The organism is Marivita sp. (genome assembly GCF_020055635.1).
Lineage (GTDB): Bacteria > Pseudomonadota > Alphaproteobacteria > Rhodobacterales > Rhodobacteraceae > Marivita.
In genome coordinates, this window is record NZ_JAIPUT010000018.1 from 17,801 (window position 1) to 44,701 (window position 26,901).

Here is a 26,901-nt window from a genome sequence, read left to right on the forward strand (position 1 = left end):
CCGCCGCGCCAAGGAGCGATGATGCGTCCTCACTCCGCGGCAACAGCCTCTTGACGTTGGCGACCCAAGCCTTCGACCTCGATCTCCATCACGTCGCCGGGCTTCAGGAACCGTTGCGGTTTCATGCCCATCCCGACGCCCGACGGGGTGCCGGTGGCGATGATATCACCCGGCATGAGCTGCATGAACTGGCTCATGTGGCTGATGATCTGACGAACGGAAAAGATCATGTCGCTGGTGTTCGAATCCTGAACCGTGTCACCGTTGAGATCCAGAGACACCCGCAGGGTCTGAGGATCAGCGACCTCGTCTGCGCTGACGAGATAGGGGCCGACGGGGCCGAAGGTCGGTGCGGACTTGCCCTTGATCCATTGGCCCTGACGTTCGATCTGGAATTCCCGTTCTGACACGTCATTGATGGTGCAATAGGCCGCGACGTGGTCCAGCGCATCGTCCTCGCTGACGTAGAGCGTCGGTTTCCCGATCACGACGCCAAGTTCGACTTCCCAATCGCCCTTGACCGAGTTGCGCGGGATGACGACAGGATCGAACGGCCCCGACAGGGCAGAGCTCGCCTTGGAAAAGATGATCGGCTCGGGCGGTTCGGGCATGTTGCTTTCCTTGGCGTGCAAGGCATAGTTCAGGCCGATGCAGAAGAAATTCGGCACCCATGCAAGGGGGCAGCCGATGCGCCCCGGGTTCTCCACCAGGGGCAGGCTTGCAACATCCAGGGCGCGGATCGTGTCCAGCGCCTCCAGTGACACAGCCGCGCCGGCGAAATCGGCGACCTTGCCGCTGAGGTCGCGGACATTGCCGTCACCGTCGAGAATGCCGGGTTTTTCCTGGCCCTCGGGCCCGAATCGCAAAAGCTTCATCGCTGTCTTCCTTACGTTTCCTGAGTCGCTGATTCTTGTTCTATGACCGAACGGATGTCTTCGGCCAAGTGCCACAGGTGGTTGCCGATGGCCTCGCGGGCTTCATCGCTGTTCCGGGCGCGCAGGGCGTCCAGGATGCGCGTGTGCTGATTGAGCACCCGTTCCCTGTTGCGTCGCTGCCGGGCGGCCATATAGCGCGCGCGCCAGAGTCTGCGCAGGAAGGTGCCATGGGTTTCCGCAAGCGCCCTGTTGCCGGACGCAGCCGCGATCGCGGTGTGAAAGGACATGTCGATCTCGAACATGTCCAGCGCGTCGGTGGTGTTGAAATGGTCCGACATGTATTGCGTGATCGCGGCCAGATTCTCGATCTCGGCCTCGGATGCGTTCTTGCAGGCCAGTTCGGCTGACAGTTTTTCCAATGCAATCAATACTTCGGTCTGATCCGCCACTTCGGAGAAGTCGGACACTGCCACGATCGGGCTGCGCGACGGGCGCAATTCGACGAGCCCTTCCTTGGACAGAATGCGGATCGCCTCGCGGATGGGGGTGCGGCTCACACCCATGTCGGCAGCAATATCGCGTTCCTTGACCGCCATCCCCGGCAAGAGTTTGCCACGCAGGATGTTGCGGCGAAGCCGGTTGGCGATCTGTTCAGCGAGCGTTTCCTTCGACATCCGGCTTTTTCTGCATAATCAGGCGCTCACACGCGCTGTCCCCTGGATGTGGCAAAGAGCGTGTCTGCGAAAGTCCGGATTTGGTATACCAAAAAATGTTGCGTGTCGAGTTTCCATTCGCTACCGTTCCGGCAGGATGGTATACCATCTTTCGCGGTGCATTTTGGTGCGCCAAGGTGAGACAGGCGGTCGAGGAGAGCCGCCTAGGGAGGAACAATCATGAACTTGAAGTCGACTTTGACGGCGGCTGGCGCGACGGCATTGATCGCCATGTCCGCGGCGGCCGAACCCGTGACCCTGCGTATCCAGACGCATTACGCAACCGAACATCCCACAGGCAAGATGCTGGCCACATGGATCGATGACGTGCAGACGATGTCTGGCGGCGACATCACCATCGAGATGTTCTATTCATCGTCGGTCGTGGCAACGGTGGAAACTTTCGACGCAGCCATCAATGGCATCGTCGATTGCGACGCAACCGGCGGCGCCTATCAGACCGGCAAGAACCCGGCGTTCCAGTTCGTCGGCGACATCATGGGCGGCTACGACACGCCTTGGCAGCAGTATAGCTGGCTGTATCACGGCGGTGGCTGGGAAGCCGCGCAAGAGCTTTACAACGCGCAGAACATGCAGCTGATCGGCTGGGCCATATATGGTCAGGAATCCTTCGCGTCCTCAAAGCCGCTCAGGGGTCCAGAGGATCTCCAGGGTTGGAAATTCCGGTCGCCTCCGGGCATGGAGACCGAGATCTTCGAAAAGATGGGCGCCTCGCCGATCGTGATGGATTTCACCGAGATCTTTACCGCGTTGGAAACCGGCATCATCGACGGAGCGGATGCATCCGGCCTGGCGAACAACGTGGGGCTGGGTCTGTATGACATTGTCCAGCACGCGACATATCCCGGCTTCCACTCCATGCCGTCCGACCATCTGGCCTGCAACAAGGATGTCTGGGACAACCTGACCGAACAGCAGCGTCGCATCATGGATACCGCGTGGCAGAAGCTGTCCTTCCAGATTGCCATGGCAAACGAGAAGGCCAACACCGAAGCCGCCGCAGCGCTGCAGGAGCAGGGCGTCACGCTTTATGCGTGGTCGGATGAGGATCGCAAGGAATTCCGCATCGCCGCACAGGCCGCTTGGGATGACTGGGCAACCCGCAGCCCCGAAGCCGCTGCACTGGTCGACAGCCACAAGAGTTACCTGCGGCAGCTAGGCCTGATCAACTGATGACCACGGTCCAGGAGCGCCACAAGGTCGTGACGCTCAGCTGACAGTCGCGGGCCCCTTTTGCGGGGCCCGCGCCTTGAAAACACGCAGACATCATGGGCCGAAACAAGGCCCTGCATCTTCGAGGGAGGATCGGGATGGAGAAGGACAGCCTTTGGTTGGGCTCGTTCAGGAAGCCCATGCGCATGACAGCCATGGCGTTCACCGCGGTGGTGGCCGTGCTGTTTGTCTGGTTCGTCGCCAACCGCATGGTCTCGGAAGACGCCATCGGCATGCACGAGATGATCCGGCCCGCCGGTCGGCCGATGGTGCAGCTCATGTTGTTTGCAATCGCCGGGTCGATCCTGACCGTCTCGCTGTACCTGTCGGACACCCGCGGCGCGATTGAATTCGAGCCCGATGGCGTTTTCGACATCATCTCGCTCGTGTGTGCACGGATCGCGATGATCATGGTCGCGCTCATCGTGATCGTGATGTTCTACGAAGTGGTCTCGCGCTACGTCTTTGCCCGACCGACCCTATGGGCCAACGAACTGTCCTTGTGGATCGCGAGCTTTGTCTTTCTGCTGGCCGGTCAATATGCCATGCAGCAGCGCAGCCACATTCGCATCTACGTGATCTACGACATGATGCCGCGCTGGATTCAGAAATCCTCCGACATCCTGTCGCTCTTCCTGATCTGGTTCTTCACCTTTGCCATGGTCTGGGGCGGCTTCGATGACGCCATGCGCCGGTTTCTGCGCATGGAGACGTTTGGCACCGCCTGGGATCCTCCCATTCCGGGCATCGTCAAACCCGCCATCCTGATCATCATCTGTCTCGTTGCGCTTCAGGCGCTGTCCAACATCATCTCGGACTGGAACAAAGCGCCCGAGCATCTGGCCGTGGACGACATCGACAAGACCGAAATCGAAAACATCCGCCGGACCCTGGAGAAGTAAGAGAATGGAAATGGAATTCCTGAGCTACTTCGCCTGGATGAAGGTGTCGGACGTGGCCACGCTGAGCATCTGGCTGTTGTTGGGCATGTTCTTTCTGCTGGCCATCGGCATGCCGCTTGGCTTCGCCTCGGCGTTTCTGGCGGTTGCGGTTCTGATCATGAAGTTCGGACCGGAGCTTCTGTTCCGTGATTTCGGGTCTGGTCCGATGTCGGTGCTTGCGCAGGCGATCTATCGGCAGATGACCAACTATGTCCTGATATCGATCCCCTTGTTCATCTTCATGGCAGCCCTGCTTGAACGGTCCGGTATCGCCAAGGACATGTACAATTCGCTGAACGTCTGGCTGTCAGGCACGCGGGGCGGCATCGCCATCGTGACCTCGATCATGGCCGTGATCATGGCCGCCATGTCGGGCATCATCGGCGGCGAAGTGGTGCTGCTGGGCCTGATCGCGCTGCCGCAAATGCTGCGGCTCGGCTACAACCAGAACCTGGCCATCGGCACGATCTGTGCGTCGGGATCGCTTGGAACGATGATCCCGCCGTCGATCGTGCTGATCTTCTACGGTCTTGTTACGGAAACCTCGATCAAGGCGCTGTTCACGGCGTCCTTCCTTCCGGGTTTCATGCTGTCGTCCTTCTTCATCATCTACATCATCATTCGGACGCGTTTGAATCCGTCGCTTGCACCCTTGCCCGAGATCGACCCCAAGGATCCCGCAGGACGTGAAAAGGGCCTGATGTTCCTTGGCTTCCTGTCCAAGTTCGGGCTTTGGATCATCGGTGTCCTGTTCCTGCGCGCGCTGTTCTTTACCGTGACCGGTCAGAACACCCTGCAAGAGGGCGAGGACCCCATCGCTCTGGGGATGGTCTATCACCTGCCCTACATCGCTGGCGCCTTCGTCATCGCGGGTGCGATCATGTACGCGATCGGCAAGGACCGTGTGGCAACAGGTTGGGACATGGGCAAAGGTCTGATCGCGCCCGTTGTCGTCATCGGGGTTGTTCTTGGCTCGATCTACATGGGGATCACCGGCATCACCGAAGCGGCGGGCATGGGCGTTGTCGCCGTGTTCACGATCAGCGTGATCCGACGGGAAATGACGTTCGAGATCATCTGGGACAGCCTGATCCGCACGCTCAAATCCACCGGAACGATCATCTGGGTGACCATCGGTGCGGCGGCCCTTGCGGCGGCGTACACGCTTTCGGGCGGACCCACCTATGTGGCCAACATGATCATCGCGGCCGAGCTGCCGACGATGTCGATCATCCTGGTGATGATGTTCATCTTCCTGATCATGGGAATGTTCATGGATTGGGTCGGAATCGTGCTCTTGGTCATGCCGGTGTTCCTGCCGATCGTGCTCAAGCTTCCGGTCCAGGAGATCGGCGTTTTCGGAGAGTTGGATCCACGCCACGTGGCGATCTGGTTCGGTGTGGTGTTCTGCATGAACATGCAGGTGAGTTTCCTGTCGCCACCGTTTGGTCCCGCGGCGTTCTACCTGAAATCCGTCGCACCGCCGCATATCACGCTGACCGCGATCTTCCGGGGTTTCCTGCCGTTCATCGCGTTGCAGCTTCTGGCGTTGTCGGTGCTGCTGGTCTGGCCGCCGATGGTCGCGATCTTCCTGTGACGGGTGGGCTGGCATCGTGAAAAGACCCAAGGAGGCGGGATGAGCCCGGCTCCTTGTCGATTGCAGCTTCGGGAATGACTGCCATGTTGACCCAACTCCAGATCGAGGAATTCCACAGCACTGGCGTGCTGGTTGTTCCCGATGTCCTGCCCGCGCCTGTCCTCGGTGCGGTCAAGTCGGAATACCGGGCCCTGCTGGATGATCTCTATGACCGCTGGCATGCCGATGGCCTGGTGCCCGCGCCGGTCGGGATGGATTTCTGGCATAAGCTGTTGGTCAGCTACGAGGCCGGGTGCGACTGGTTCCAGCCGATGGACATTTCCCTGCCGGGAAGCGCGATCAGGGGCGACACGCCGTTCCATTTCGGCCCGGCGGTGTTCGACATGATCACGGCGCCGCGGCTGCTTGACCTGGTGGAATGCCTGATCGGGCCCGAGATCACCTCGAATCCGATCCAGCATGTGCGCCTGAAACCGCCCGCTCCCACGCTGCGCGGGTCGGAAGACCGGGCGCATATCATGGCGACCGACTGGCATCAGGACCGTGCCGTGGCGCATGAAGAAGGAGACCATACACAGATGGTCACGGTCTGGCTGGCGATTTCCGATGCCACGGTCGAAAACGGGTGTCTGCAGGCGATCCCGGGCAAACCCCAGATGTATCCGCATTGCCCCAAACGCCAGACGGCCATCGCGGACGGGTTCCTCGATTTCGACAAGGCGCAAGCCTTGCCGGTCAAGGCCGGTGGCGCGGTGATCTTTCATCCGCTGACGCCGCATGCGTCGCTTGATAATCGCTCTGACCAGTTCCGCTGGTCCTTCGACATCCGCTACAATGTCACCGACCAGCCGACAGGACGCGCGCATTTCCCGGAGTTCATCGCGCGGTCCCGCACACACCCGGATCGGGTCTTGACCAATTGGCAAGACTGGCGCGAGATGTGGCTCGATGCGCGCGCGCGCCTGAGCGGCCAACCGCATGTTCCGATTCACCGTTGGAAAAGCGACAGTCCCGCCTGCGCCTGATCGCCTGTTCCACCTTACCTTGGGCGTGCGCCGACCGCGCCCTTCTCAAAGTTGATAGACCATGAACACTGTCCGTCTTTCGTCAGAAGATAATGTCGTCACAGCCATTTCGCCGCTTGAAGTGGGGCAGGAGGGCGCGACCCAGTTGATCCCGCGCGGCCACAAGATGGCCACGGCTGATATCGCCAGGGGCGCGGCCGTGCGCAAATACGCCCAGGTGATCGGCTATGCGGCCGAGCAGATCGCCAAGGGCGCCCACGTCCATACGCACAACCTTGAATTTCGCAACGTCGACACGGAGTACGAGTTCTCGACCAACCTGCGGCCGGTTGCGCCTGCGACACAGCCCGATTGCTTCATGGGCTACCGCCGGGCAACGGGCCGGGTCGGCACCCGCAACCATATCGCGGTTCTGACCTCGGTGAACTGTTCTGCCACCGCCGCGCGGATGATCGCGGAACACTTCACCCCCGACCTTTTGGCGGCCTATCCCAACGTCGATGGCGTGACCGCTTTTGTGCACGGCACCGGTTGCGCCATGGGCGGCGACGGGACGGGGTTCGAATTGCTGCAACGCACGCTCTGGGGCTATGCGCGCAATCCCAATGTCGGCGGCGTGCTGATGGCGGGTCTGGGTTGCGAGATGATGCAGATCGACTGGCTGATCGAAGCCTATGGCCTGACGCCGGGACCGCTGTTCCAGAGCATGAACATTCAGGACGTGGGTGGATTGCGGGCAACCGTCGAGATGGGGATCAGGAAGATCGAGGCGATGCTGCCCCTCGTCAACGATGTCGAGCGCGTGCCATGTCCGGCGTCGGAGTTGATGGTGGCGCTGCAATGCGGTGGGTCGGATGCGTGGTCCGGCATTACCGCGAACCCGGCGGTGGGCCATGCCTGTGACCTGCTGGTGGCGCAGGGCGGCACCGGTGTGCTGGCCGAAACGCCCGAGATCTACGGTGCCGAACACCTGTTGACCGCCCGCGCCGTGGACCGTGCTGTCGGAGACAGGCTCATCGACCTCATCAAGTGGTGGGAAGACTATACCGACCGCAATCGCGGCAACATGGACAACAATCCAAGCCCCGGAAACAAGCAGGGCGGGTTGACGACCATCCTTGAAAAATCGCTTGGCGCGGCGGCCAAGGGTGGGACCAGCCCACTGACCGGCGTGTTCAAATACGCCGAACCGATCACCGCCAGGGGCTTCACCTTCATGGACAGCCCCGGATACGATCCGGCGAGTGTGACCGGCCAGATCGCAAGTGGTTGCAACCTTGTGTGCTTTACCACCGGACGCGGATCTGCCTTTGGGTCGAAACCCGCGCCGACGATGAAGGTGGCGACGAACACCCGGATGTATCAGCGCCTGACCTCGGACATGGACGTGAACGCGGGGCGCATCCTGTCGGACGGGGCCAGCGTCGAAGACGTGGGCCGCGAGATTTACGACATGTGGCTGCGCATGGCGAGCGGCGAGATGTCGAAATCCGAGGCCCAGGGCCTTGGCGATTACGAATTCGTGCCGTGGCAGGTCGGAGCCGTGATGTGACCGACCTGCCCATCGTCATCGTCGGCGCGGGGGCGATCGGGATGCGTCATGTCGAGGTGGCATTGGCCTGTCCGAAGACCCGTATCTCGGCCGTGGTGGAACCGCTTGCGCACCGACGTGCCGAATTGCAGGCGATGGGCCTGAACGCGGTCGAGACATTGGACGATGCCCCGGTCGAAACGCGTGCCGCGGTGATCGCCACCCCGACGCAGGATCACCATGCCTCCACGTTGGCCTGTATAGACCGCGGCTGGCCTGTGATCGTTGAAAAACCGATAGCCGCGACCCTGGATCACGCGCGGCAGATGGTAGAGCGCGCGGCGAACAAGGAGGTGCCGCTCTTTACCGGACACCACCGCCGGTGTCATCCGTTCTCGCGTGCGACACGAGATGCGCTGGCACGGATCGGTGACCTTGTCGGGGTTCAGGGCCTGTGGTCTTTGCGCAAGCACGACACGTATTACGATGCCGACTGGCGGCGGAAGCCGGGCGCGGGGCCGTTGCTGACCAATCTGACGCACGAGCTTGATCTGCTCCGGTTCCTTGTCGGAGAGATCGACGAGGTGACCGCGCTGACATCGAATGCACGGCGCGGTTTCGTGATCGAGGATACCTCGGCGCTGGCGTTGCGCTTTGGAAACGGCGCGCTGGGGTCGTTCCTGATTTCGGATGCAGGTGCGTCGCCATGGTCTTTCGAGGCTGCGTCCGACGAAAACCCGACCATCGCGGCGTCGCATCAGGATTATCTGCGTTTCGTCGGTACGGAAGGGTCGCTGGAATTTCCGTCGCTGACGCTCTGGGGCCGGTCCGCGCCGGGAGAGATCGAATGGTCCAGGCCATTGCAGCGGACGCCGGGTCCGAAGTTTGAAACCGTCGATCCGTTGCTTGAGCAGATGACGCGCTTTGCCGCCGTGGTCAGTGGTGCCTCCGACGACGTGCTGTGCACCGGCGCGGATGGCACGAAGGCCTTGGAAATGACGCTGGCAGCCGCGATGTCGGAGCAACAGGGACACCCGGTTAGGACCGGCGAGGTGCCGGGAGATTATACCGGCGTTTAGACACGAGGGATCGAAAATGAGGACACCGAAAACAGGATGCAGGGGGCCGGTTCTGATGGGCCTGGCGATGGACGGTTGGATGGGCAGCCATCCGGGGAGCAAACGAACATGAGACTGCAAGGAAAGACCGCGTTCATCACGGCGGCCGGTCAGGGCATCGGTCGCGCCAGCGCAGAGGCGCTTGCCCGCAACGGTGCATCGGTCATCGCGACCGACCTGCATGGCGACCTTTTGGCGGGGCTTGACGTCGCGCAGAGCTTTGCGCTGGACGTGACGGACAAATCCGCGCTTGTGGAGGCCGTGCGCGCGGCGCAGCCGGACATTCTGGTCAACTGTTCCGGTGTGGTGCACAACGGTACGATCCTCGACGCCACGGATGCGGAGTTCGATTTTGCCATGAACCTGAATGTGCGACCGCATTTTCATGCCATTCAGGCGGCCCTGCCGGGCATGCTGGAACGCGGGCAGGGTGCTATCATCAACATCGCGTCGGTCTGCTCGAACCTGCGCGGTCTACCCAACCGGTTCATCTATGGCACGTCCAAGGCGGCAACCATCGGCCTGACCAAACAGGTGGCTGCAGATTTCATCACGCAAGGCATTCGGTGCAACTGCATCGCGCCGGGGACGGTGGACAGCCCCAGCCTGCACCAACGGCTGCGCGACACCGGGGACTATGACACCGCGATGACGCAGTTCATCGCCCGTCAGCCGATGGGGCGGATAGGCGAGGCGCAGGAGATCGCCGACCTTGTCGTCTACCTGGCCTCTGACGAAAGTCGGTACATGACGGGGCAATGCGTCGCCATCGACGGCGGAATGACGGTCTGAAACGCATGGCACCATGAGCGTTCCAATCCCGAGGGAAGACCGTGCCGCTGCCGGCGTCCTGACCATGTTCTTTGCGGTGGTCTTTTTCACCTGCATCGACACCTCGGCAAAATGGCTGGTGCTGGCCGGATTGCCGGTGATGCAAGTCGTCTTCGTGCGGTACCTTGGGCATTTCGTCTATGCAATGATCCTCTATGTGCCTCAGGAACGCGCCGAGGTGTTTCTGTCGCGTGCGCCGTTGAAACAGTTCCTGCGGTCCCTGTTCCTGTTCGGCTCGACCATCTGCAATTTCTTTGCGCTGCAATCCCTGCCGATCACCGTGACCACGACAATCATGTTCGCCGGTCCCATCGTGGTGACGCTGCTGGCGATCCCGATCCTCGGCGAAAAGGTCGGTCTGCGTCGCATCGCGGCGGTCTGCGTCGGGTTTGTCGGGGTTCTGGTGGTGATCCAGCCTTGGGGAACTGAGTTTCATCCGGCGATGTTTTTCTCGCTCGGGGCGCTGATCATCGCGTCGCTGTATTTCATCATGACCCGCATGCTGGCCGGGATCGAGACGAACGCCACGCAGCAGGTCTGGGCGTCGGGGCTGGCGTCCATTGTTCTGGCCCCCTTTGCACTCTCCGTCTGGGTGTGGCCCGAGACCGGGTTGCAATGGTTGACCATGTTCCTGATCGGAGGCTTCGGGATGACCGGGCATATTCTGGCGACGGTCGCGCATCGCTGGGCCGATGCGTCGATCCTGGCGCCGATGGTCTACAGCCAGATTTTCCTTGCCGCCATCGCGGGGATTCTGGTGTTTTCCACTTGGCCCACGGTCTGGACCTTGGGCGGCGGCCTGATCATCATCGCATCAGGTCTTTATATCTGGAACCGCGAACGGCAAAAGGCGCCTGCCTGAACGCCGAGCGCTGCGTGGTGATCGACCAGTGAAACAACGCTCATCAGCGCACCGCCGTCCCGAATGGATCGCAATGCGAGCGTTCCGTCAGCCCCGTCCGATATAGGGCATGTTGGTGGCCATCACCGTCATGAACTGCACATTTGCATCCAGTGGCAGGCTGGCCATGTGCAGCACCGACTTTGCCACATTGGACACGTCCATCACCGGTTCGACCTTGATCTCGCCGTTGGCTTGCGGCACGCCATTGGTCATCTTGGCCGCCATGTCGGTCAACGCGTTGCCGATGTCGATCTGTCCGCAGGCGATGGAAAAGGGCCGCCCGTCCAGACTGATCGTGCGGGTCAGGCCGGTAATCGCATGTTTTGACGCGGTATAGGCAGCCGATCCCCAGCGCGGGACATAGGCCGATACAGACCCGTTGTTGATGATCCGTCCGCCTTGGGGATCCTGGGCGCGCATCAGGCCGAAGGCGATCTTGGCGCAGATGAAACTGCCGGTCAGGTTGATGTCGATCACGTTGCGAAAGTCGGCCACGTCGATCTCGTCGATCGGGGCGGATTTGAGCGACACGCCCGCGTTGTTGAAGATCGCGTCGACGCGTCCCCATTGCTTTTGAGCGTCGCCGAAAGCCTTTGAGACGTCTGCCTCGTTGGTCACGTCGCAGGGCAGGGGCAGGGCGTTTTCGCGGCCAGCGGCGACCGCCTCCAGAGCGTCGCGGTTTCGACCGACAAGACCGACGCTCCAGCCCGCGTCCAGAAACACATCGGCGGTCGCCTTGCCGATGCCCCGGCCAGCGCCGGTGATGATGATGGATTTGCTCATGGGTTCTCTCTTCCGGAAGCTCTGGCGTCGGTTGGGTGATCAACCCACCGCGGTTCAATGATTGTCGCGCGGCAGGTTGCGCCCGACCTTTTGATAGGCGGTGGCAAGTTCGAGGCATCCACCGTCGGACAATTGCCCCACATGGGTACGGTAGATTTCCTGCCACGGTGTCTGGTGAACCAGATCGGGCGGTTCCCAGGCGTCGATCCGGGTCTGCCATTCGTCCTCGGGCACCAGCGCGTCCATGCGGCTGGCATTCAGGTCAAGACGTACCGTGTCGCCGGTCTCAAGGAATGCAAGGCCACCCCCGACCACCGATTCAGGCGAGGCGTTGAGGATCGACGGGCTTTCGGAAGTGCCCGATTGCCGTCCATCACCCACCGTGGGCAGGTGCTTGACCCCCGCCCGGATCAGCGCATCGGGTGGCTGCATGTTCACGACCTCTGCGCTGCCGGGATAGCCGACACAACCGACCCCCCGGATGAACAGGATCGTTCGCTCGTCGATCTCGAGCGCGGCATCGTTGATCCGGTCGTGGTAATCCTCGGGGCCTTCGAAGACCACCGCGCGCGCCTCGAACACACCTTCGTTGCCGGGCTCTGACAGGAACCGTTCGCGGAACTCGGGAGAAATCACGCTGGTCTTCATCAGCGCCGAGTCGAACAGGTTGCCGGACAGCACCTTGAAGCCGGCATTTTTCCGCATCGGCGCATCATGTGTCTTGATCACGTCGTGGTCGAGGCTTTGACATCCGGCAAGATTGGCAGACATGGACATGCCGCTGGCTGTCATCACGTTTCCATGCAGACGGTCTGCTTTCATCAACTCTCCCATCACGGCGGGCACACCACCGGCGCGGAAGAACGATTCCCCCAGGTATTCGCCCGCGGGCTGCATGTTGACCATGAGCGGTACGTCGAAACCGATGGTTTCCCAGTCCTTGACGTTCAAATCCACACCGACATGGCGTGCCACGGCCTGAAGATGCGGTGGCGCGTTGGTCGATCCGCCGATGGCCGCGTTGACGACGATGGCGTTCTCGAACGCTTCGCGCGTCATGATGTCGGACGGTTTCAGATCGTCGAGCACCATCTGCACGATGCGCCGTCCGGTGTCATAGGCCATCGCCATGCGTTCGCGGAACGGGGCGGGGATCGCCGCGTTGCCGGTCAGCGTCATGCCAAGCGCCTCGGCCATCGCGTTCATCGTGCTTGCGGTGCCCATCGTGTTGCAATGGCCCAGCGACGGGGCCGACGAGCAGACCCGGCTCATGAACTCGTCGTAGTCGATCTTGCCCTCGGCCAGCAGGCGTCGGCTTTCCCAGACAATGGTGCCCGATCCGGCGCGTTTGCCCTGCCACCAGCCGTCCAGCATCGGACCGCCGTTCAGCGCGATCGCCGGAAGATCGACCGTGGCGGCCCCCATCAGCATCGCGGGCGTGGTCTTGTCACATCCCGTCGTCAGGACAACGCCGTCGATCGGATAGCCATGTAGCACCTCGACCAGCGACAGATAGGCCAGATTGCGGTCCAGCGCGGCCGTTGGCCGTTTGCCGGTTTCCTGGATCGGATGCACCGGGAATTCCATCGGAATGCCGCCTGCCTCGCGGATACCCGCCTTGATGCGGTCCATCAGAAAGACGTGGATCTTGTTGCACGGCGCGATGTCGCTGCCGGTCTGCGCAATGCCGATGATCGGGCGCCCGCCCTGAAGCTCGTCGCGCGTGTATTCCTGGTTCTGGTAGCGCTCGATGTAAAGCGCGGTCATGCCCGGGTTGTTCGGATTGTCGAACCATTCCTGAGACCGGAAACGTTTGTTGGCACGCGTGTTGGACATGTGTCTCCTCCGTTGGGCCCAAAGGAGGGCCTTGGCACAGCTTCCTTAAATGGTATACCAAATGCAAGTGCTATCATGACCACAGGATCGGGATCACCTCGATGAAGACCTGCATGCTTTGCTTGTCGGCCGCGCTGGCCATGCTCGCGTCGCTGATACACCCGGCGGCAGCCGAAGTCGATATTTCGGAGGTCGACGCCTGCCTGACCGAACGCCTGTCCGCCGGGCGAGCCCCGGCCACCTGCATCGACGACGCCCAGTCCGACTGCATGCGCGTCGACAACGAGGTCCCCGCCGTGGCGACGCTCTGCTTCGTCGAGGCGGAAAAGAAGTGGCAGAATGGAATTTCCGGCCTGATGGCGCAAATCTCGGACGCGGCGCCCGATGAAATCGCGGCCATCGCGGCGATCGAGGTCAAGTATGATCTCTTGTCGGCCCTGCTTCAGTGCAGCCGGATGGAAGAGCTGTCCCTGACTGTCGGTCGAGACAGCGAACCGGCGATCCTGCGCCAGAACGCCCGCTGCAAGTCGAACGCGGCGGGGCTGTCCTATGCGCGGCTCTACCTTCGGTCACGGGATCTGAGATGACCCCGCGGCAGGCTTTCTGGCGTGGATACCTGGATTGCGCGCCCTTCACGCTGATCGTGGTGCCGTATTCGATGTTGTTCGGCGTCGTGGCGCGCGATGCCGGGCTGGATATCCTCCAGACCATGTCGATGTCCGTTCTCGTGATTGCCGGGGCCTCCCAATTCACGGCGGTGGCCCTGTTGCAGGATCAGGCACCGGTCTTCATCGCGCTGCTGGCATCGCTTGCGGTCAACTTGCGCATGGCGATGTATTCTGCGGCCTTGGTCCCGCATGTCGGTCACGCCCGGCTGGGCGTGCGCGCCTTGATGGCCTACCTCATGGTCGATCAGGCCTTCGCCGTCGCGGTCCGTACGTATGAGGACCGGCCCGACATGTCACCGCCGATCAAGGTCGCGTATTACTTCGGCTGCATGGCGCTGATCTGCCCATTCTGGTATGGCTGCACGCTGTTGGGTGCCGTGGTGGGACAGGCGATCCCGGCCTCATTCAGCCTGGATTTCGCGGTTCCTGTCTGTTTCATCGCGCTGACCGCGCCCTTGTTGCGGTCGGGACCTCATATCTTCGCCGCGCTGGTGGCGGGAACGGCGGCGCTGGCCTTTGCCTGGGTGCCGTGGTCGCTTGGCCTGATCATCGCCGCGCTTTTGGGCATTCTCGCAGGCGGTCAGGCCGAGCTGTTCCTGGCCCGGCGCGCCGAAAGGTCTGGTGCATGATCGACGCCACCACGTTCTGGACGCTGACGGTGCTTCTCGGGATCGGCACTTTCCTGATCCGCTTTTCCTTCCTGGGTCTCCTGGGTGGCCGCACCTTGCCCGACCGCGTCTTGCTGTACCTGCGCTATGTCGGGGTCGCGGTGTTTCCCGCGCTCTTCATGCCGCTGGTGGTCTGGCCCGAAGCGACCGGCGGCACACCCGACCCCATCCGACTGATCGCTGCGCTGGCCGCATTTCTGGCGGGGCTTCGCTTTGGCGTTGTCTGGGCGATCATCGCCGGGATGGGCACGCTCTACCTGATGCAATTTCTCTTATCCTAGCCGGTGGCCTTGGCTGCCGACACGTTGACCAAAGGACATCGAATGATCAAAGAACCTCCCAGACTTCAGATCCGGAAAACCATCCGCCGTCCAAGCGCAGAACAGATCGCCGCGTTTCGCGATATCCCTACCGGGTTTCTCTGTGACGCAATGGAAGGGCAGGGTGCGCTGTGCAGCACGATCCAGCATATTGGTGGCGGTCGCGATTTGCCGACCCATGCTTACGGCCCGGCATTGGTGGCTGATAACGGCCCGGCCGAGATTCTGGCAACGATGGGTGCGCTGCACGTCGCCCGGCCCGGCGACGTCATTGTCGCGGCGGTGCATGGCCACACGAATTGCTCGGCGGCGGGTGACCGGTTCTGCGGCATGATGAAGAACAAGGGCGTCGCGGCGTTTGTCACCGATGGCCAGATGCGCGATTACCCCGGGATCGCTGCCGCAGGCCTGCCTGCGTGGTGCGTGGGCCTCAGCCCGAATTCACCTTATTCCAACGGACCTGGAAAGGTCGGGTTCGGGGCAGTCGTGGGCGGTCGCCATATCGAGACCGGCGACATGATCGTCGCTGACCGAGATGGGGTTGTCGTGGTTCCCTATGCCCGGATCGATGCGGTGATTGGACAGCTGGACGCCATCAAGGAGCTTGAAGACAGTCTTGACGCCAAGGTGCAGGGCGGCTTCTGCGACATGCTGGCCGTGCAGGCGATGCTGGAGGAAGGAAGCGCGTTGATGGTGGAGTGAGGCTGAGACTGCGTGTCCGCCGGGCAAGGCGGATTCCTGCCGGATCCGCCAAACGCGGCGACGAAGCCTATTCAGACTTCGTCAGTCCTGGGCTATCGACGGATGGTCAATTTCAGAGGCTGTCGCCCATATGAACCCTTTTCGCATGCGTTTCGTGTCTGCGGTCGCGCTCACTGCGATGGCTGTCATGTCTGGTTGTGCGGCCTCCCGGGGCCCAGACAGTCCTGATGCCAAGGACATCGACTGCATGGCGCGCGCCATGTATTTCGAATCGAACCGTTCCAGCCGTGACGGCATGGTCGCTGTCGGCAGTATCGTCATGAACCGCGTCAGGTCAGAGGATTTCCCGAACACCGTCTGCGAGGTCGTGGCGCAGAAACGCCAATTCGCGCCGGGGGTGATGACCCGTCGGATGACAGGCGCGTCCGAGGCGCTTGCGCGCGACACGGCAGCGGCGGTGCTTCGGGGCGAACGCCATCCGCACACCGCCAAGGCCCGGTTCTTTCACGCCCGCAGCTATGTCGCGGACTACAACAACATCCATTACGTTGTCTCGACCGGGGGCAATGCGTTCTACGAGAAACGGCATCCGACACAGGTGACACGGCGCTCACCGCCCGCGAATGTCGAAGGCCTGACCGGAAGGTAGCAGGGCACGCTTCAGACAGGTTCAGGACGAAAACGCGCTTTTTGCGCCGGCACTCTCCTGCGTCCTGAAGATCGACCCGGTGTCTGGGGCCGGGGGCAGCGGCATACGGACCGGCACATCGGCCATGCGTGGTGACAGCTGTGGGTCGCCAGTGATCTGGCGGTCCTGCAGGTCGTCCCAGAACTTTCGCTGGCCGAGGGCGTGGATATAGCTTCCCGATCCAAGCAATGGCCATGCATCCGAGGCTGCGCATTCATAGAACAGGATCAGGCGATTTCGGTCGCTCATGTTCGGGGCCGAGCCGTGCAGGATGCGCACATGATGTACCGTCATGTCGCCGGCCTTGCCGGTCAGGGTCACCGCCTTGTCTTTCTCGAACAACGGGTCGTCAGGATCAATGGCGCCGGCAAAATACCCGTTGGCCTGATGGCTGAGCACCGGACCCTTGTGGGTGCCCGGAATGACCATGAGCGGGCCGTTCGCTTCCTCCACATCTTCGAGCATGAGGCCAAAGGCCAGCAGGCTGTCATTTGTAGCAGGATAGAACGCCCAGTCCTGATGCCATTCCACGGCACGCCCGCCACCCGGCGCCTTGGTGTTGAGCTTTGATGTCAGCAGGTTGGTATGCGGACCCAGGAGTTCGGTCAGTACATCGGTCAGCTTCGACTTACGGATCAACTCCCAGAAATAGGGGTCGCGCTTGTGTGGCAGCTTCACCCGCGTCAGGCGCGGATTATCCGATGTATGACCGGTATCGAGGTCATAAACCTCGTTGCTTTCCGTCACATTGCGCGACCCGTCGATCAGCCGATAGGTGATCTCGCGCAGGCGAGACAGCTGGTCCGGGGTGACCGCGTTCTTGACCAGAAGATAGCCGTTCGCGTCGTAAAACGCCTTTTGCGCCTCGGTGAGCATCTGCTGCCCCCCTTTCTATCCCTCGTTGCCCTTCCTGACCGCCGCAGGCAGGTCAAAGCCGTTCAGCTCCGCGATATGGTTGGCAATGGTGGGGACAAAATCCTGCCCCTTGCCCGCCGCTTCGGCCTGATCGAAATAGTTGCGCACCGCCGCGCCCATCGGGTTCATCACACCGGCGGCCATCGCCATGTTGGCGACATAGCGCACGTCCTTGGCCGCATTGGCGATGGCGAACTTGTGTGCGTTGGGATCGCCGCCGACAGCTGCCGAAAAGAACGTGTCGAAGAACCCGCAGCCCATGCGGGACGGGCCCATGACGTCGCGCACCGATTGCGGTGTGAGCCCGGATTTCACCGCGATGCTCAGCGCCTCGGCATAGACCGAGGCATAGGACATCGACATGAAATTCATGATCAGTTTCATCTTGTGGCCCGACCCGACAGGGCCGATGTGATTGATCGATCCGGACCAGCATTCGATCACCGGTCTGACCTTGGCGAATGCCGCGTCCGACGCGCCGACCATCGCGTCAAGCTTGCCTTCCTCGGCCTCTTTCGGCGTCCTGCCCAGCGGCGCGTCCACCATGTGTACGCCCTGCGCCGACATTTCTTCGGCCAGTGCCATCGTCGAGGTCGGATCGGCGGTGGTTGTGTCGACCACGATCAAGCCCTCACGGGCTCCGGCCAGAATGCCATCCGGCCCGCGCATGATGGCTTCGACCTGGGGCGAATTGGACAGGCACAGATGGATTATGTCGCATTGCTCGGCCATCTGGCGGGCGGTCTGCACCTCGGTCGCGCCCATGCCGACAAGGCTGTCGACCGGCGCGCGGTTGCGATTGCCCTTGATGACGAGGGAAAAGCCCCCCTGAAGGATGTTCTTGGCCATCCCGTGCCCCATCAGCCCAACGCCGATGAAACCAACTGTTGGTTTGTCGCTCATGTTCTAAACTCCTTCAGAGGCTTGCCGTGATGCCGCCATCGACGAACAGGGTATGCCCGTTCACAAAACTTGCGGCGTCCGATGACAGGAAGACGCACGCGCCGACCAGCTCTTCGACCTTGCCCCAGCGGCCCGCGGGCGTGCGCTTTTCCAGCCACGCGCTGAATTCGGGATCGGCCACCAGTGCCGCATTCAGCGGCGTGTCGAAATAGCCCGGCGCGATGGCGTTGCAGTTCAGCCCGTACTTGGCCCAGTCGGTCGCCATGCCCTTGGTCAGATTGGCCACCGCCCCCTTGGTCGTGGTGTAGGGTGCGATGCCGGGACGGGCCAGCGCGGTCTGCACGCTGGCAATATTGATGATCTTGCCCGCACTGCGCTTGATCATGTGCCGTGCCACGGCCTGACCGACATAGAACACGGAATACACGTTGGTGCGCATCAGCGTGTCAAAGGCGTCCGCCGGGAAATCCTCGAGCGGGGTGCGATGCTGCATCCCGGCGTTGTTCACCAGAATGTCGATCGCGCCGTGCTCGGCTTCGAACCTGTCCACCGCCGCGCGGGTTTCGTCGGCGTCGGTGACGTCGAAGGCCAATGTGGCAACCTGCGCCCCCTCGGCGCGCAGGGTCTTGGCGGCCTCTTCCAGACGGTCGGCATTGCGGGCGTTGAGCACCAGATGTGCGCCCGCCTGTGCAAGGCCCCGCGCCAGCGCGAACCCGATCCCCATGGATGACCCGGTGATCAGCGCTGTGCGCCCGCTCAGATCGAACAGTTGCATATTTCCTCCCGTGTGCCGTCTGTCTTCGCGGCATTGACATTGCAGGGCAAACCCGGCTTGACTAAAATGGTATACCATCTTGGGGGCAATGCAAGCGCTACCCCGAGGAGGGGAGGAGCCTTGCCATGAAAGCCCTATATGCCCACGCGGCGCATGATCTGCGTCTGGAACCCTGCGAAGACGCGGTGCCCGAACCGGGACACGTGGCCATTCGGATGCGGCGCGGGGGAATTTGCGGATCGGACCTGCATTATTACCACCACGGCGGTTTTGGCACCGTGCGCCTGCGCGAACCGATGATCCTTGGTCACGAGGTTGCCGGAGAGGTCAGCGCCTTGGGCGATGGCGTGACCGGCTTGAGTGTCGGTGATCTTGTGGCGGTGTCGCCCTCGCGGCCCTGCGGTGGCTGCGGTGAATGCCTTCGGGGGTTGCCGAACCAGTGCCTGAACATGCGATTTTACGGATCGGCGATGCCGTTCCCGCATATCCAGGGCGCGTTCCGCGAAACGCTGGTTGCCCATGCCGCGCAATGCGTCAAGGCAGACGGGCTGAGCGCGGCACAGGCGGCGATGGCCGAACCCTTGGCGGTGTGCCTGCATGCCGTGCGCAACGCGGGAGAGATGCTGGGCCGTCGCGTTCTGGTGACCGGGTGTGGGCCGATCGGCGTGCTGACGATCCTTGCCGCCCGCCGCGCCGGTGCGGCCGAGATCATTGCGACCGATATCGCCGACGCCGTGCTGGACTTTGCCAAGGCTGCCGGCGCCGATGTGGTGCTGAACACCCGCACGGCCCCCGACGCCCTGAAGCCCTACCAACAGGCCAAGGGAAGCATGGACATCCATTTCGAATGTTCCGGTGCCGAATCTGCACTCGCGGCCGGAATCGCGGCCCTGCGCCCGCGCGGTGTGCTGGTGCAACTCGGTCTGTCCGGGGACATGACGCTGCCGATGATGCAGGTCACCGCCAAGGAACTTATGTTGCGCGGGTCGTTCCGCTTTCACGAGGAATTCGCCATCGCGGTTGACCTGATGCGCAAGGGGCTGATTGATGTGACCCCGCTGATCACCCACAGCTATCCATTGATCGAGTTCGAGACCGCCTTTGCCACTGCCTCTGATCGCAGCAAGGCGATGAAGGTGCAGCTGGAGTTCACCTGATGCTGACATTCGCCGCTGCGGTGCTGTTTCTCATCATCACGCCGGGTCCGGGTGTGATGACCACCGCCGGGTTCGGCGCGGCCTACGGGTTTCGACCGTCCTTGCGTTATGTGCTTGGGCTGTTCATCGGCACCAACCTCGTGATGCTGTCGGTAATGACCGGGCTGGCCGCGATCATCCTGTCGGTTCCGTGGCTGCGGACGGTCCTGATGGTTGGATCGGTGGCCTATCTGCTGTATCTCGCAGCGCGGATTGCCTTTGCGGGCGCGCAGATTTCCTTCATGGAGGCCAAGACTGCGCCGGGTGTGCTGGGAGGTGTGATGTTGCAAGCCATCAATCCCAAGGCCTATGCGGTCAACAGCTCGCTTATCCTCGGGTTCAACTATGCGCCAAACAGCTTCCTGTTCGAGATGATCACCAAGGCGCTTATCCTCAACACGATCTGGATTCCCATTCACCTGGCCTGGCTCTGGGCCGGGGTGTCCCTGCACAAGCTCAACCTGCCGCCCCGCACCCAGCGGGCGATCAATATCCTGATGGCCTTGTCCATGCTCGGAGTTGTCGCCCTGGCGCTCTGGTCGGCCTCTCGGAGTACGCCATGACGATTGCCACAGCCATCGACCGGATTGCGGAATTGTTGGGGGACCGTCTGGTCACCAGTGACGCCATCCGCGAACAGCATGGGCAGAACGAAACCTATTATCCCGTGACACCCCCCGACGCGGTGGCCTTTCCCGAAACCACCGAAGACGTGTCGGCGATCCTGAAGATCTGCAATGCCGAAGGCTGCCCCGTTGTGCCCTATGGCGCGGCATCGTCGCTGGAGGGACAGCACCTGTGTATTTCGGGCGGGATATGCCTCGATATGATGCGGATGAACGCGGTCCTTCAAGTCAACGCCGAGGATCTGAATGTCGTCGTGCAGCCCGGGATCACGCGCATTCGCCTGAACGAGGAATTGCGCGCCACCGGCCTGTTCTTTCCGGTCGATCCCGGTGCGGATGCCAGCATCGGCGGCATGGCCGCGACCCGCGCGAGCGGCACCACCGCCGTGCGCTACGGAACGATGCGGGAAAACGTGCTGGCGCTCGAGGCAGTGATGGCCGATGGCACGATCATCCGGTCGGGAAGCCAGGCGCGGAAATCGTCGACCGGCTATGACCTGACGCATCTTCTTGTCGGCTCCGAAGGCACGTTGGGCGTGATCACCGAACTGACCCTGCGATTGCAGGGCATTCCCGAGGCGATCAAATCCGCGACCTGCCGGTTCCCGTCGGTCGAAGACGCGGTGAACTGCGTGATCCTGACGATCCAGTCCGGCCTGCCGATGGCGCGGATCGAACTGGTCGACGAGATGATGGTGCGCGGGTTCAACGTCTATTCCGGCGCCGGCCTTCCGGAGGAACCGCATCTGTTTCTCGAATTCCACGGCACGCCCGCGGGCGTCGAGGAGCAATCCGCCACGTTCGAGGATATCGCTGCGGACTTCGGCGCAAAGGGTTGGGAGACCGCCGACACCACCGAGGCGCGCAACGCGCTTTGGGCGATGCGGCACAAGTCGCATTATGCCAGCGCCGCGCTCGGGGCGTCCGGGCATATCTGGCCGACCGATGTCTGCGTACCGATCTCGCGACTGGCCGAGGCGGTGCTGCAAGCGCAACGCGATGCGCAGCGGCTGGCTCTGACGAGTACGATTGTCGGCCATGTCGGTGACGGCAATTTCCATGCCGGTCTGAGCGTCGATCCGAACGACCCCGACGAAATGGCCCGGGCCGAGGAATTCACCAGCGCGCTGGCGGAAACGGCACTGCGGCTGGGAGGGACCGTCAGCGGCGAGCACGGGATCGGTCTGGGCAAGCAGAAATTCATGATGACCGAACACGGTCCCGCCTTGGCTTACATGCGGTCGGTCAAGGCCGGATTCGATCCGAACAACATTCTCAATCCGGGCAAGATGCTGCCCGCCGGAAACCAGGGAGGCTGAACATGCTGCCGGAACTCGAACCCGACTCCGAGAGAACACTCGTCGGACGTGTCTGGCGTCCGGGCCTTGGCCCCGCGCTGGTCCGCATCGACGGGGACCGCGTGGCCGACATCACGTCTCGGGCACATCCGACAATGGCGGACTTGCTGGCAACCAAGGATCCGGTCGCGGCAACACGGGGGGCGGCGGGCGAGGAGTTCTGCTCTGTTTCAGACCTCCATGCCAATTCGACACCCGATGCCGGTCCGGACGATCTGCGCTGGCTGGCACCGTGTGACCTGCAGGCGATCAAGGCCTGCGGCGTCACCTTTGCCGCCTCGATGGTCGAACGGGTCATTGAAGAAAAGGCCGCAGGCGATCCCGACCGTGCCGAGGCGATCCGCGCCAAGGTCGGAGGCATCATCGGGGACAGCCTTGCCGGTCTTGTTCCCGGCTCGCCCGAAGCGGCCGAGGTCAAGCGCGTGCTGCTGGCAGAAGGGCTGTGGTCGCAATATCTCGAAGTTGGCATCGGCCCGGACGCCGAGGTGTTCACCAAGTCACAGCCGATGTCGTCGGTCGGGTGGGGCGCGGCGGTGGGCCTGCATCCCGTATCGACCTGGAACAATCCCGAACCCGAGATCGTGCTCGCGGTCAGCCCGTCAGGCCACATTGTCGGTGCGACACTGGGCAATGACGTCAACCTGCGTGACGTGGAGGGGCGGTCGGCCCTGTTGCTTGGCAAGGCCAAGGACAACAACGCCTCATGCTCCATCGGTCCGGTGATCCGGTTGTTCGATGGCGGCTTTACCCTAGATGACGTGCGCGCCGCGCACTTGACGATGACGGTCGCCGGAACGGACGGTTTCGACCTGACCGGAGCATCCTCGATGGCCGAGATCAGCCGCGATCCGGCCGATCTGGTGGCGCAGACCATAGGCGCACATCACCAATACCCGGATGGGTTCATGCTGTTTTGCGGAACGATGTTCGCGCCGGTGCAGGATCGCGATGCACCGGGACAGGGATTCACCCACCATGTCGAGGATGTGGTGAACATATCCGAACCGGCATTGGGCACGCTGAGCAACACCGTGCGCCTGTCTTCCGATTGCCCCGAATGGATTTTCGGAACATCCGCGTTGATGCGCAATCTGGCCGCGCGGAACCTTCTATGACGCGCGTCGCCGTATACGATCCCACGCCCTGCGATCTGGGCGAAGGCCCGCTGTGGCATCCGCTGCGACAGCAATTGTTCTGGTTCGACATCAATGCCCATCGGCTTCACACCCGCCAGGATGCCGAAACGCGAACGTGGCAATTCGATGAATATGTCAGCGCCGCGGGCTGGGTCGATGAAACGCGGATCGTCATCGCCTCGGAAACCGGCCTGTCGCTTTTCGACATTGAAACAGGGGCGCAGGACCGGTTGTGCCGCATCGAAGCCGACACTCCCGAAACCCGAAGCAATGATTGCCGCGCCGATCCGCAAGGCGGGTTCTGGTTCGGGACCATGAGCAAGACCAAGACGCCCGGGGCCGGGGCCATCTGGCGCTACTACCGCGGTGAGGTGCGACAGCTTTATCCCGGTATTTCCATTTCGAATGCGATCTGTTTCGCTCCGTCCGGCGACCTGGCCTATTTCGCGGACACTCCGACCGGCAAGGTCTGGTCTCAGCGGCTTGGCGGCGACGGCTGGCCCAAGGGAGATCCCGAGGTTTTGCTTGATCTGCCGTCTGGGTCCTATCGTCCAGATGGCGCGGTTTCCGATGCCGGGGGTGATCTGTGGATCGCGCAATACGGTCACGGATCGGTTGTCAGGTTCGGGCCGGATGGCACCGAAAAAGAAACCATCACCGTGCCGGGAAGTAACACCACATGCCCTGCCTTTGGCGGGCGGGACCTGTGCACGCTTTTCGTGACCACCGCCCGTCAGTCCATGGCAGATCCGGCGGCTGAAGACGGGCAGACCTATCACCTGACAGTCGACGCGACCGGACAGGCCGAACATCGGGTGATCTTGTGAAACAGCGATTTTTGTCCATTGGCGAATGTATGGTGGAACTGGCCCAGATCGGGGAGGACACCTATCGCCGCGGTTTTGCCGGCGACACGTTCAACACCGCCTGGTATGCCCGCCGGCTGCTGCCCGATGACTGGGACGTGGGTTATCTGTCAGCCATTGGCACTGACGCGGTGAGCGCCGAGATGCGGGCCTTCATGGAATCGGCCGGGGTGAACACGGCCGCCCTGCGCGAGATTCCGGACCGATCGGTTGGCCTTTACATGATCTCGACCGACAAGGGCGAACGCAGCTTTTCCTACTGGCGCGGCACCTCTGCCGCGCGTCAGCTGGCGGAAGACGAGGCTTGGCTTGACCGGCATCTGGCCGATGCGGGTCTGGTCCACTTTTCGGGAATCTCGTTGGCCATTCTGACGCCGGATCATCGGCACCGCCTGTGCGACGCGCTCAACCGCGCCCGCGCCAACGGGACCACCGTGTCCTTTGACACCAACCTCCGGCCCCGGCTGTGGGAAAGCACCGACACGATGAAAGCGGGGCTTTTGCTGGGTGCATCCGCGGCTGATATCGTCCTGCCCAGCTTTGACGAGGAAACCGAGCTGTTCGGAGATGCCAGGCCCGACGATACGATCAGGCGCTACACAGGGCAGGGCGCCAAGACGGTTGTCGTCAAGAACGGCGACGCGCCGCTGACCGCCTACTCCGAAACGGCGGGTCGGATCACCCTGACCCCGACTCCGGTTGACAGGATCACCGACACCACCGCCGCGGGCGACAGTTTTGCGGCGGCCTTGCTGGCGCGGCTGGCCCAAGGGGACACGCTGGAGCAGGCGGCGGACACCGCAATGGCGCTGGCCGGGCAGGTCATTCAATTCCACGGCGCACTGGTGCCGCAGATCTTCGAAGAGGGAGTCACGACATGAACATTCTGATCATCGGCGGCGGCGGTGTCGTCGGCCAGAAACTCGCCGCCAGACTGGCCGACAAAGGCAGCTTGCGTGGCCAGCCGATCAGCAACCTGACACTTGCCGACATCAACGATCCGGCGCCGGTCGAGGCACCGTTCCCGGTGCAGACCACGACTTGCAACATCGCCGATGCGGCCTCCGTGGCACAGGTGGTGACAGCCGAAACAGACGTGATCTACCTTCTTGCCGCCATCGTGTCGGCCCATGCAGAAGAGGATTTCGACGCGGGCTGGCAGATCAACATGATGGGCACGATGCATGTGCTGGAACGGGCCCGCGCGCTTGGCACCAGACCGGTGGTGGTCTTCACGTCGTCCATCGCGGTTTATGGCGGTGAGGTTCCCGACCCCATTGTCGACCACAGTTTCCTCAACCCGCAAACAAGCTACGGCGCGCAGAAAGCCGTCGGCGAACTGCTGATCAACGACTATTCGCGCAAAGGCTTCATCGACGGGCGCGGGTTCCGTCTCCCGACAATCTCCGTGCGACCCGGCAAACCCAACCGCGCCGCCTCGAGCTTCATGTCATCGATCCTGCGTGAGCCACTGAACGGGCAAGAGGCGAACTGCCCTGTGGATGAGGATTTTCTGCACTACTACCTCAGCCCCCGCAAATGCGTTGAAAACCTGATCAAGGGCACGGAAATTCCCGAGGCGGATCTGGGTCAGAACCGCTGCATGATGATGCCTGGCCGCATGTGGTCGGTGCGCCAGTTGATCGACGCCATGACCGCTGTGGCAGGCCCGGAACCGGCCAAGCGCATCACATGGGATCCGCAGCCCGACATCCAGGCCATCGTCAAGGGCTGGCGGTTCGACCTGCGTCCCGAAAAGGCGATCAAGCTAGGATTGCAAGCGGATGACAGCTTTGAAGACAACATCCGCTACTACCTGGAGGATGACAAACCGGCGGGCTGATCGCGCCCGCCGTCATCGACACAGGTCCGCGCCGCTGGAAACAGCGCGTTCCCGCTCGGCTTTGCGCGATCTTCGTGCTCAGGCTTTCCAGCCTCTGCACGCCTCGATCCGCTCCAGCGCGGCCCGGCGCAACAGTCCGAAGTCGATGTCGATCGCCGTGAAGACACATCCGGCCTCGACCACCTTTTCCAGCATCTCCTGGTTGGACGACAGGAACCCGGCGGGTTTGCCCGCCGCCCGGATACGGCGCATCGCCGACACGATGGCCTCCACAACGTCGGGATGGCTGGTGTTTCCCGCGTGCCCCATGGACGCGGCCAGATCGGCGGGACCGATAAAGATGCCGTCGATCCCCGGAACGGCGGCGATCTCTTCCAGCTTTTCCATCGAGGCGACGGTCTCGATCTGGACGATCAGGCAGATTTCGTCGCGCGCGGTCGTGAAATAATCCGGGACGGTGCCATAAAGGCTCGACCGCGATCCACCGGACACGCCGCGGATGCCATGCGGCGGATACTCCACGGCGGCGGCGGCCAGTTCGGCCTCTTCCACGGTCTGCACATAAGGCACGATGATCGTCTGCGCGCCCACGTCCAGCAGGCGCTTTATCTCGGCCACGTTCAGGCAGGACGGACGGACGGCCGGCATGGCCGGGCTGCCATTCAAGGCCTGAAGCATGGCCAGAACGTCGGCTTCCGAGTTGGGCGTGTGTTCGCAATCGATCAGCACCCAGTCGAACCCGCACCCTCCGAGCATCTCGGTCACCTGGGTGTCGCGGACCATGTGCCAGACACCGATTTGCTGTCGGCCTTCGGTGATCGCCTGCTTGAAGGTATTCTTGCGCATGTTC

General features: G+C 62.3%; 28 protein-coding genes. 20 read left to right on the forward strand and 8 right to left on the reverse strand.

Annotation, left to right across the window (positions count from 1 at the left end; translation table 11 throughout):
* Positions 1–29: 29 nt before the first annotated feature.
* Positions 30–875 carry a fumarylacetoacetate hydrolase family protein gene (locus tag LCF60_RS10620; RefSeq protein WP_292291699.1) on the reverse strand — a complete coding sequence of 282 codons (846 nt, stop codon included), beginning with the start codon at positions 873–875 and terminating at the stop codon, positions 30–32.
* Positions 876–886: 11 nt separating this feature from the next.
* A complete protein-coding gene (locus LCF60_RS10625; RefSeq protein WP_292291700.1) occupies positions 887–1,549 on the reverse strand; it encodes a GntR family transcriptional regulator in 663 nt (220 codons plus the stop codon).
* A 219-nt stretch (positions 1,550–1,768) separates the two neighbouring features.
* Between LCF60_RS10625 and LCF60_RS10630 the strand changes: the two genes are divergently transcribed.
* The 8 genes from LCF60_RS10630 (at position 1,769) to LCF60_RS10665 (ending at position 10,726) form a co-directional block, all read left to right on the forward strand.
* Positions 1,769–2,782, forward strand: a complete 1,014-nt coding sequence (locus tag LCF60_RS10630; RefSeq protein ID WP_292291701.1) for a TRAP transporter substrate-binding protein — start codon at positions 1,769–1,771, stop codon at positions 2,780–2,782.
* Between the two features lie 179 nt (positions 2,783–2,961).
* Positions 2,962–3,723, forward strand: coding sequence for a TRAP transporter small permease (locus LCF60_RS10635; protein ID WP_292291703.1), 762 nt, complete (start codon positions 2,962–2,964; stop codon positions 3,721–3,723).
* Between the two features lie 10 nt (positions 3,724–3,733).
* On the forward strand, positions 3,734–5,359 hold the full coding sequence (locus LCF60_RS10640) for a TRAP transporter large permease subunit (RefSeq protein ID WP_292291759.1): 1,626 nt from the start codon (positions 3,734–3,736) through the stop codon (positions 5,357–5,359).
* Positions 5,360–5,442: 83 nt separating this feature from the next.
* Positions 5,443–6,384 (forward strand): phytanoyl-CoA dioxygenase family protein, encoded by a 942-nt coding sequence (locus LCF60_RS10645; RefSeq protein ID WP_292291705.1) that lies wholly within the window; start codon positions 5,443–5,445, stop codon positions 6,382–6,384.
* A 61-nt stretch (positions 6,385–6,445) separates the two neighbouring features.
* Positions 6,446–7,936, forward strand: a complete 1,491-nt coding sequence (locus tag LCF60_RS10650; protein ID WP_292291707.1) for an altronate dehydratase family protein — start codon at positions 6,446–6,448, stop codon at positions 7,934–7,936.
* Positions 7,933–8,994 (forward strand): Gfo/Idh/MocA family oxidoreductase, encoded by a 1,062-nt coding sequence (locus LCF60_RS10655; protein WP_292291708.1) that lies wholly within the window; start codon positions 7,933–7,935, stop codon positions 8,992–8,994. The genes LCF60_RS10650 and LCF60_RS10655 overlap by 4 nt, the downstream gene beginning before the upstream one ends.
* A 108-nt stretch (positions 8,995–9,102) precedes the next feature.
* On the forward strand, positions 9,103–9,825 hold the full coding sequence (locus tag LCF60_RS10660) for an SDR family oxidoreductase (RefSeq protein WP_292291710.1): 723 nt from the start codon (positions 9,103–9,105) through the stop codon (positions 9,823–9,825).
* 13 nt (positions 9,826–9,838) lie between these two features.
* Positions 9,839–10,726 carry a DMT family transporter gene (locus tag LCF60_RS10665; protein ID WP_292291711.1) on the forward strand — a complete coding sequence of 296 codons (888 nt, stop codon included), beginning with the start codon at positions 9,839–9,841 and terminating at the stop codon, positions 10,724–10,726.
* A gap of 87 nt (positions 10,727–10,813) precedes the next feature.
* On the opposite strand, the gene LCF60_RS10670 is transcribed toward LCF60_RS10665, so the two are convergent.
* Entirely contained in the window at positions 10,814–11,551 is a 738-nt protein-coding gene (locus LCF60_RS10670; protein WP_292291712.1) for an SDR family oxidoreductase, read from the reverse strand.
* Between the two features lie 54 nt (positions 11,552–11,605).
* Positions 11,606–13,387 carry an IlvD/Edd family dehydratase gene (locus LCF60_RS10675; RefSeq protein WP_292291713.1) on the reverse strand — a complete coding sequence of 594 codons (1,782 nt, stop codon included), beginning with the start codon at positions 13,385–13,387 and terminating at the stop codon, positions 11,606–11,608.
* 113 nt (positions 13,388–13,500) lie between these two features.
* Here LCF60_RS10675 and LCF60_RS10680 point away from each other — a divergent pair, with 113 nt between their 5' ends.
* From LCF60_RS10680 to LCF60_RS10700, 5 genes are all read left to right on the forward strand, one after another.
* The gene (locus LCF60_RS10680; RefSeq protein WP_292291714.1) at positions 13,501–13,974 is read left to right on the forward strand and encodes a hypothetical protein; all 474 of its coding nucleotides are present in this window, start codon (positions 13,501–13,503) and stop codon (positions 13,972–13,974) included.
* Positions 13,971–14,684, forward strand: coding sequence for an AzlC family ABC transporter permease (locus LCF60_RS10685; protein WP_292291715.1), 714 nt, complete (start codon positions 13,971–13,973; stop codon positions 14,682–14,684). Before LCF60_RS10680 ends, LCF60_RS10685 begins: the two co-directional genes overlap by 4 nt.
* A complete protein-coding gene (locus tag LCF60_RS10690) occupies positions 14,681–15,004 on the forward strand; it encodes an AzlD domain-containing protein (protein WP_292291716.1) in 324 nt (107 codons plus the stop codon). The genes LCF60_RS10685 and LCF60_RS10690 overlap by 4 nt, the downstream gene beginning before the upstream one ends.
* Positions 15,005–15,046: 42 nt before the next feature.
* Entirely contained in the window at positions 15,047–15,745 is a 699-nt protein-coding gene (locus LCF60_RS10695) for an RraA family protein (RefSeq protein ID WP_292291717.1), read from the forward strand.
* Between the two features lie 178 nt (positions 15,746–15,923).
* A complete protein-coding gene (locus tag LCF60_RS10700; protein WP_292291760.1) occupies positions 15,924–16,394 on the forward strand; it encodes a cell wall hydrolase in 471 nt (156 codons plus the stop codon).
* Positions 16,395–16,415: 21 nt separating this feature from the next.
* On the opposite strand, the gene LCF60_RS10705 is transcribed toward LCF60_RS10700, so the two are convergent.
* From LCF60_RS10705 to LCF60_RS10715, 3 genes are read right to left on the reverse strand one after another with little or no spacing between them, the layout of a single operon-like run.
* Entirely contained in the window at positions 16,416–17,309 is an 894-nt protein-coding gene (locus LCF60_RS10705; RefSeq protein WP_292291718.1) for a phytanoyl-CoA dioxygenase family protein, read from the reverse strand.
* A 15-nt stretch (positions 17,310–17,324) separates the two neighbouring features.
* Entirely contained in the window at positions 17,325–18,251 is a 927-nt protein-coding gene (locus LCF60_RS10710; RefSeq protein WP_292291719.1) for an NAD(P)-dependent oxidoreductase, read from the reverse strand.
* Positions 18,252–18,264: 13 nt separating this feature from the next.
* Complete coding sequence (locus LCF60_RS10715) at positions 18,265–19,026, reverse strand: SDR family oxidoreductase (protein ID WP_292291720.1); 762 nt, start codon at positions 19,024–19,026, stop codon at positions 18,265–18,267.
* A 125-nt stretch (positions 19,027–19,151) separates the two neighbouring features.
* Here LCF60_RS10715 and LCF60_RS10720 point away from each other — a divergent pair, with 125 nt between their 5' ends.
* The 7 genes from LCF60_RS10720 to denD are packed head-to-tail and all read left to right on the forward strand — an operon-like array spanning position 19,152 to position 26,051.
* The gene (locus LCF60_RS10720) at positions 19,152–20,183 is read left to right on the forward strand and encodes an L-idonate 5-dehydrogenase (protein ID WP_292291721.1); all 1,032 of its coding nucleotides are present in this window, start codon (positions 19,152–19,154) and stop codon (positions 20,181–20,183) included.
* On the forward strand, positions 20,183–20,785 hold the full coding sequence (locus LCF60_RS10725) for a LysE family translocator (RefSeq protein WP_292291722.1): 603 nt from the start codon (positions 20,183–20,185) through the stop codon (positions 20,783–20,785). The genes LCF60_RS10720 and LCF60_RS10725 overlap by 1 nt, the downstream gene beginning before the upstream one ends.
* Positions 20,782–22,167, forward strand: coding sequence for an FAD-linked oxidase C-terminal domain-containing protein (locus LCF60_RS10730; protein WP_292291723.1), 1,386 nt, complete (start codon positions 20,782–20,784; stop codon positions 22,165–22,167). The genes LCF60_RS10725 and LCF60_RS10730 overlap by 4 nt, the downstream gene beginning before the upstream one ends.
* A 2-nt stretch (positions 22,168–22,169) precedes the next feature.
* Entirely contained in the window at positions 22,170–23,321 is a 1,152-nt protein-coding gene (locus LCF60_RS10735; protein ID WP_292291724.1) for a fumarylacetoacetate hydrolase family protein, read from the forward strand.
* Positions 23,318–24,169 (forward strand): SMP-30/gluconolactonase/LRE family protein, encoded by an 852-nt coding sequence (locus LCF60_RS10740; RefSeq protein ID WP_292291725.1) that lies wholly within the window; start codon positions 23,318–23,320, stop codon positions 24,167–24,169. The genes LCF60_RS10735 and LCF60_RS10740 overlap by 4 nt, the downstream gene beginning before the upstream one ends.
* A complete protein-coding gene (locus tag LCF60_RS10745) occupies positions 24,166–25,089 on the forward strand; it encodes a sugar kinase (protein ID WP_292291726.1) in 924 nt (307 codons plus the stop codon). Before LCF60_RS10740 ends, LCF60_RS10745 begins: the two co-directional genes overlap by 4 nt.
* Positions 25,086–26,051, forward strand: coding sequence for a D-erythronate dehydrogenase (gene denD, locus LCF60_RS10750; protein WP_292291727.1), 966 nt, complete (start codon positions 25,086–25,088; stop codon positions 26,049–26,051). Before LCF60_RS10745 ends, denD begins: the two co-directional genes overlap by 4 nt.
* Positions 26,052–26,129: 78 nt before the next feature.
* On the opposite strand, the gene LCF60_RS10755 is transcribed toward denD, so the two are convergent.
* Positions 26,130–26,897, reverse strand: coding sequence for an HpcH/HpaI aldolase/citrate lyase family protein (locus tag LCF60_RS10755; RefSeq protein WP_292291728.1), 768 nt, complete (start codon positions 26,895–26,897; stop codon positions 26,130–26,132).
* Between the last annotated feature and the right edge of the window lie 4 nt (positions 26,898–26,901).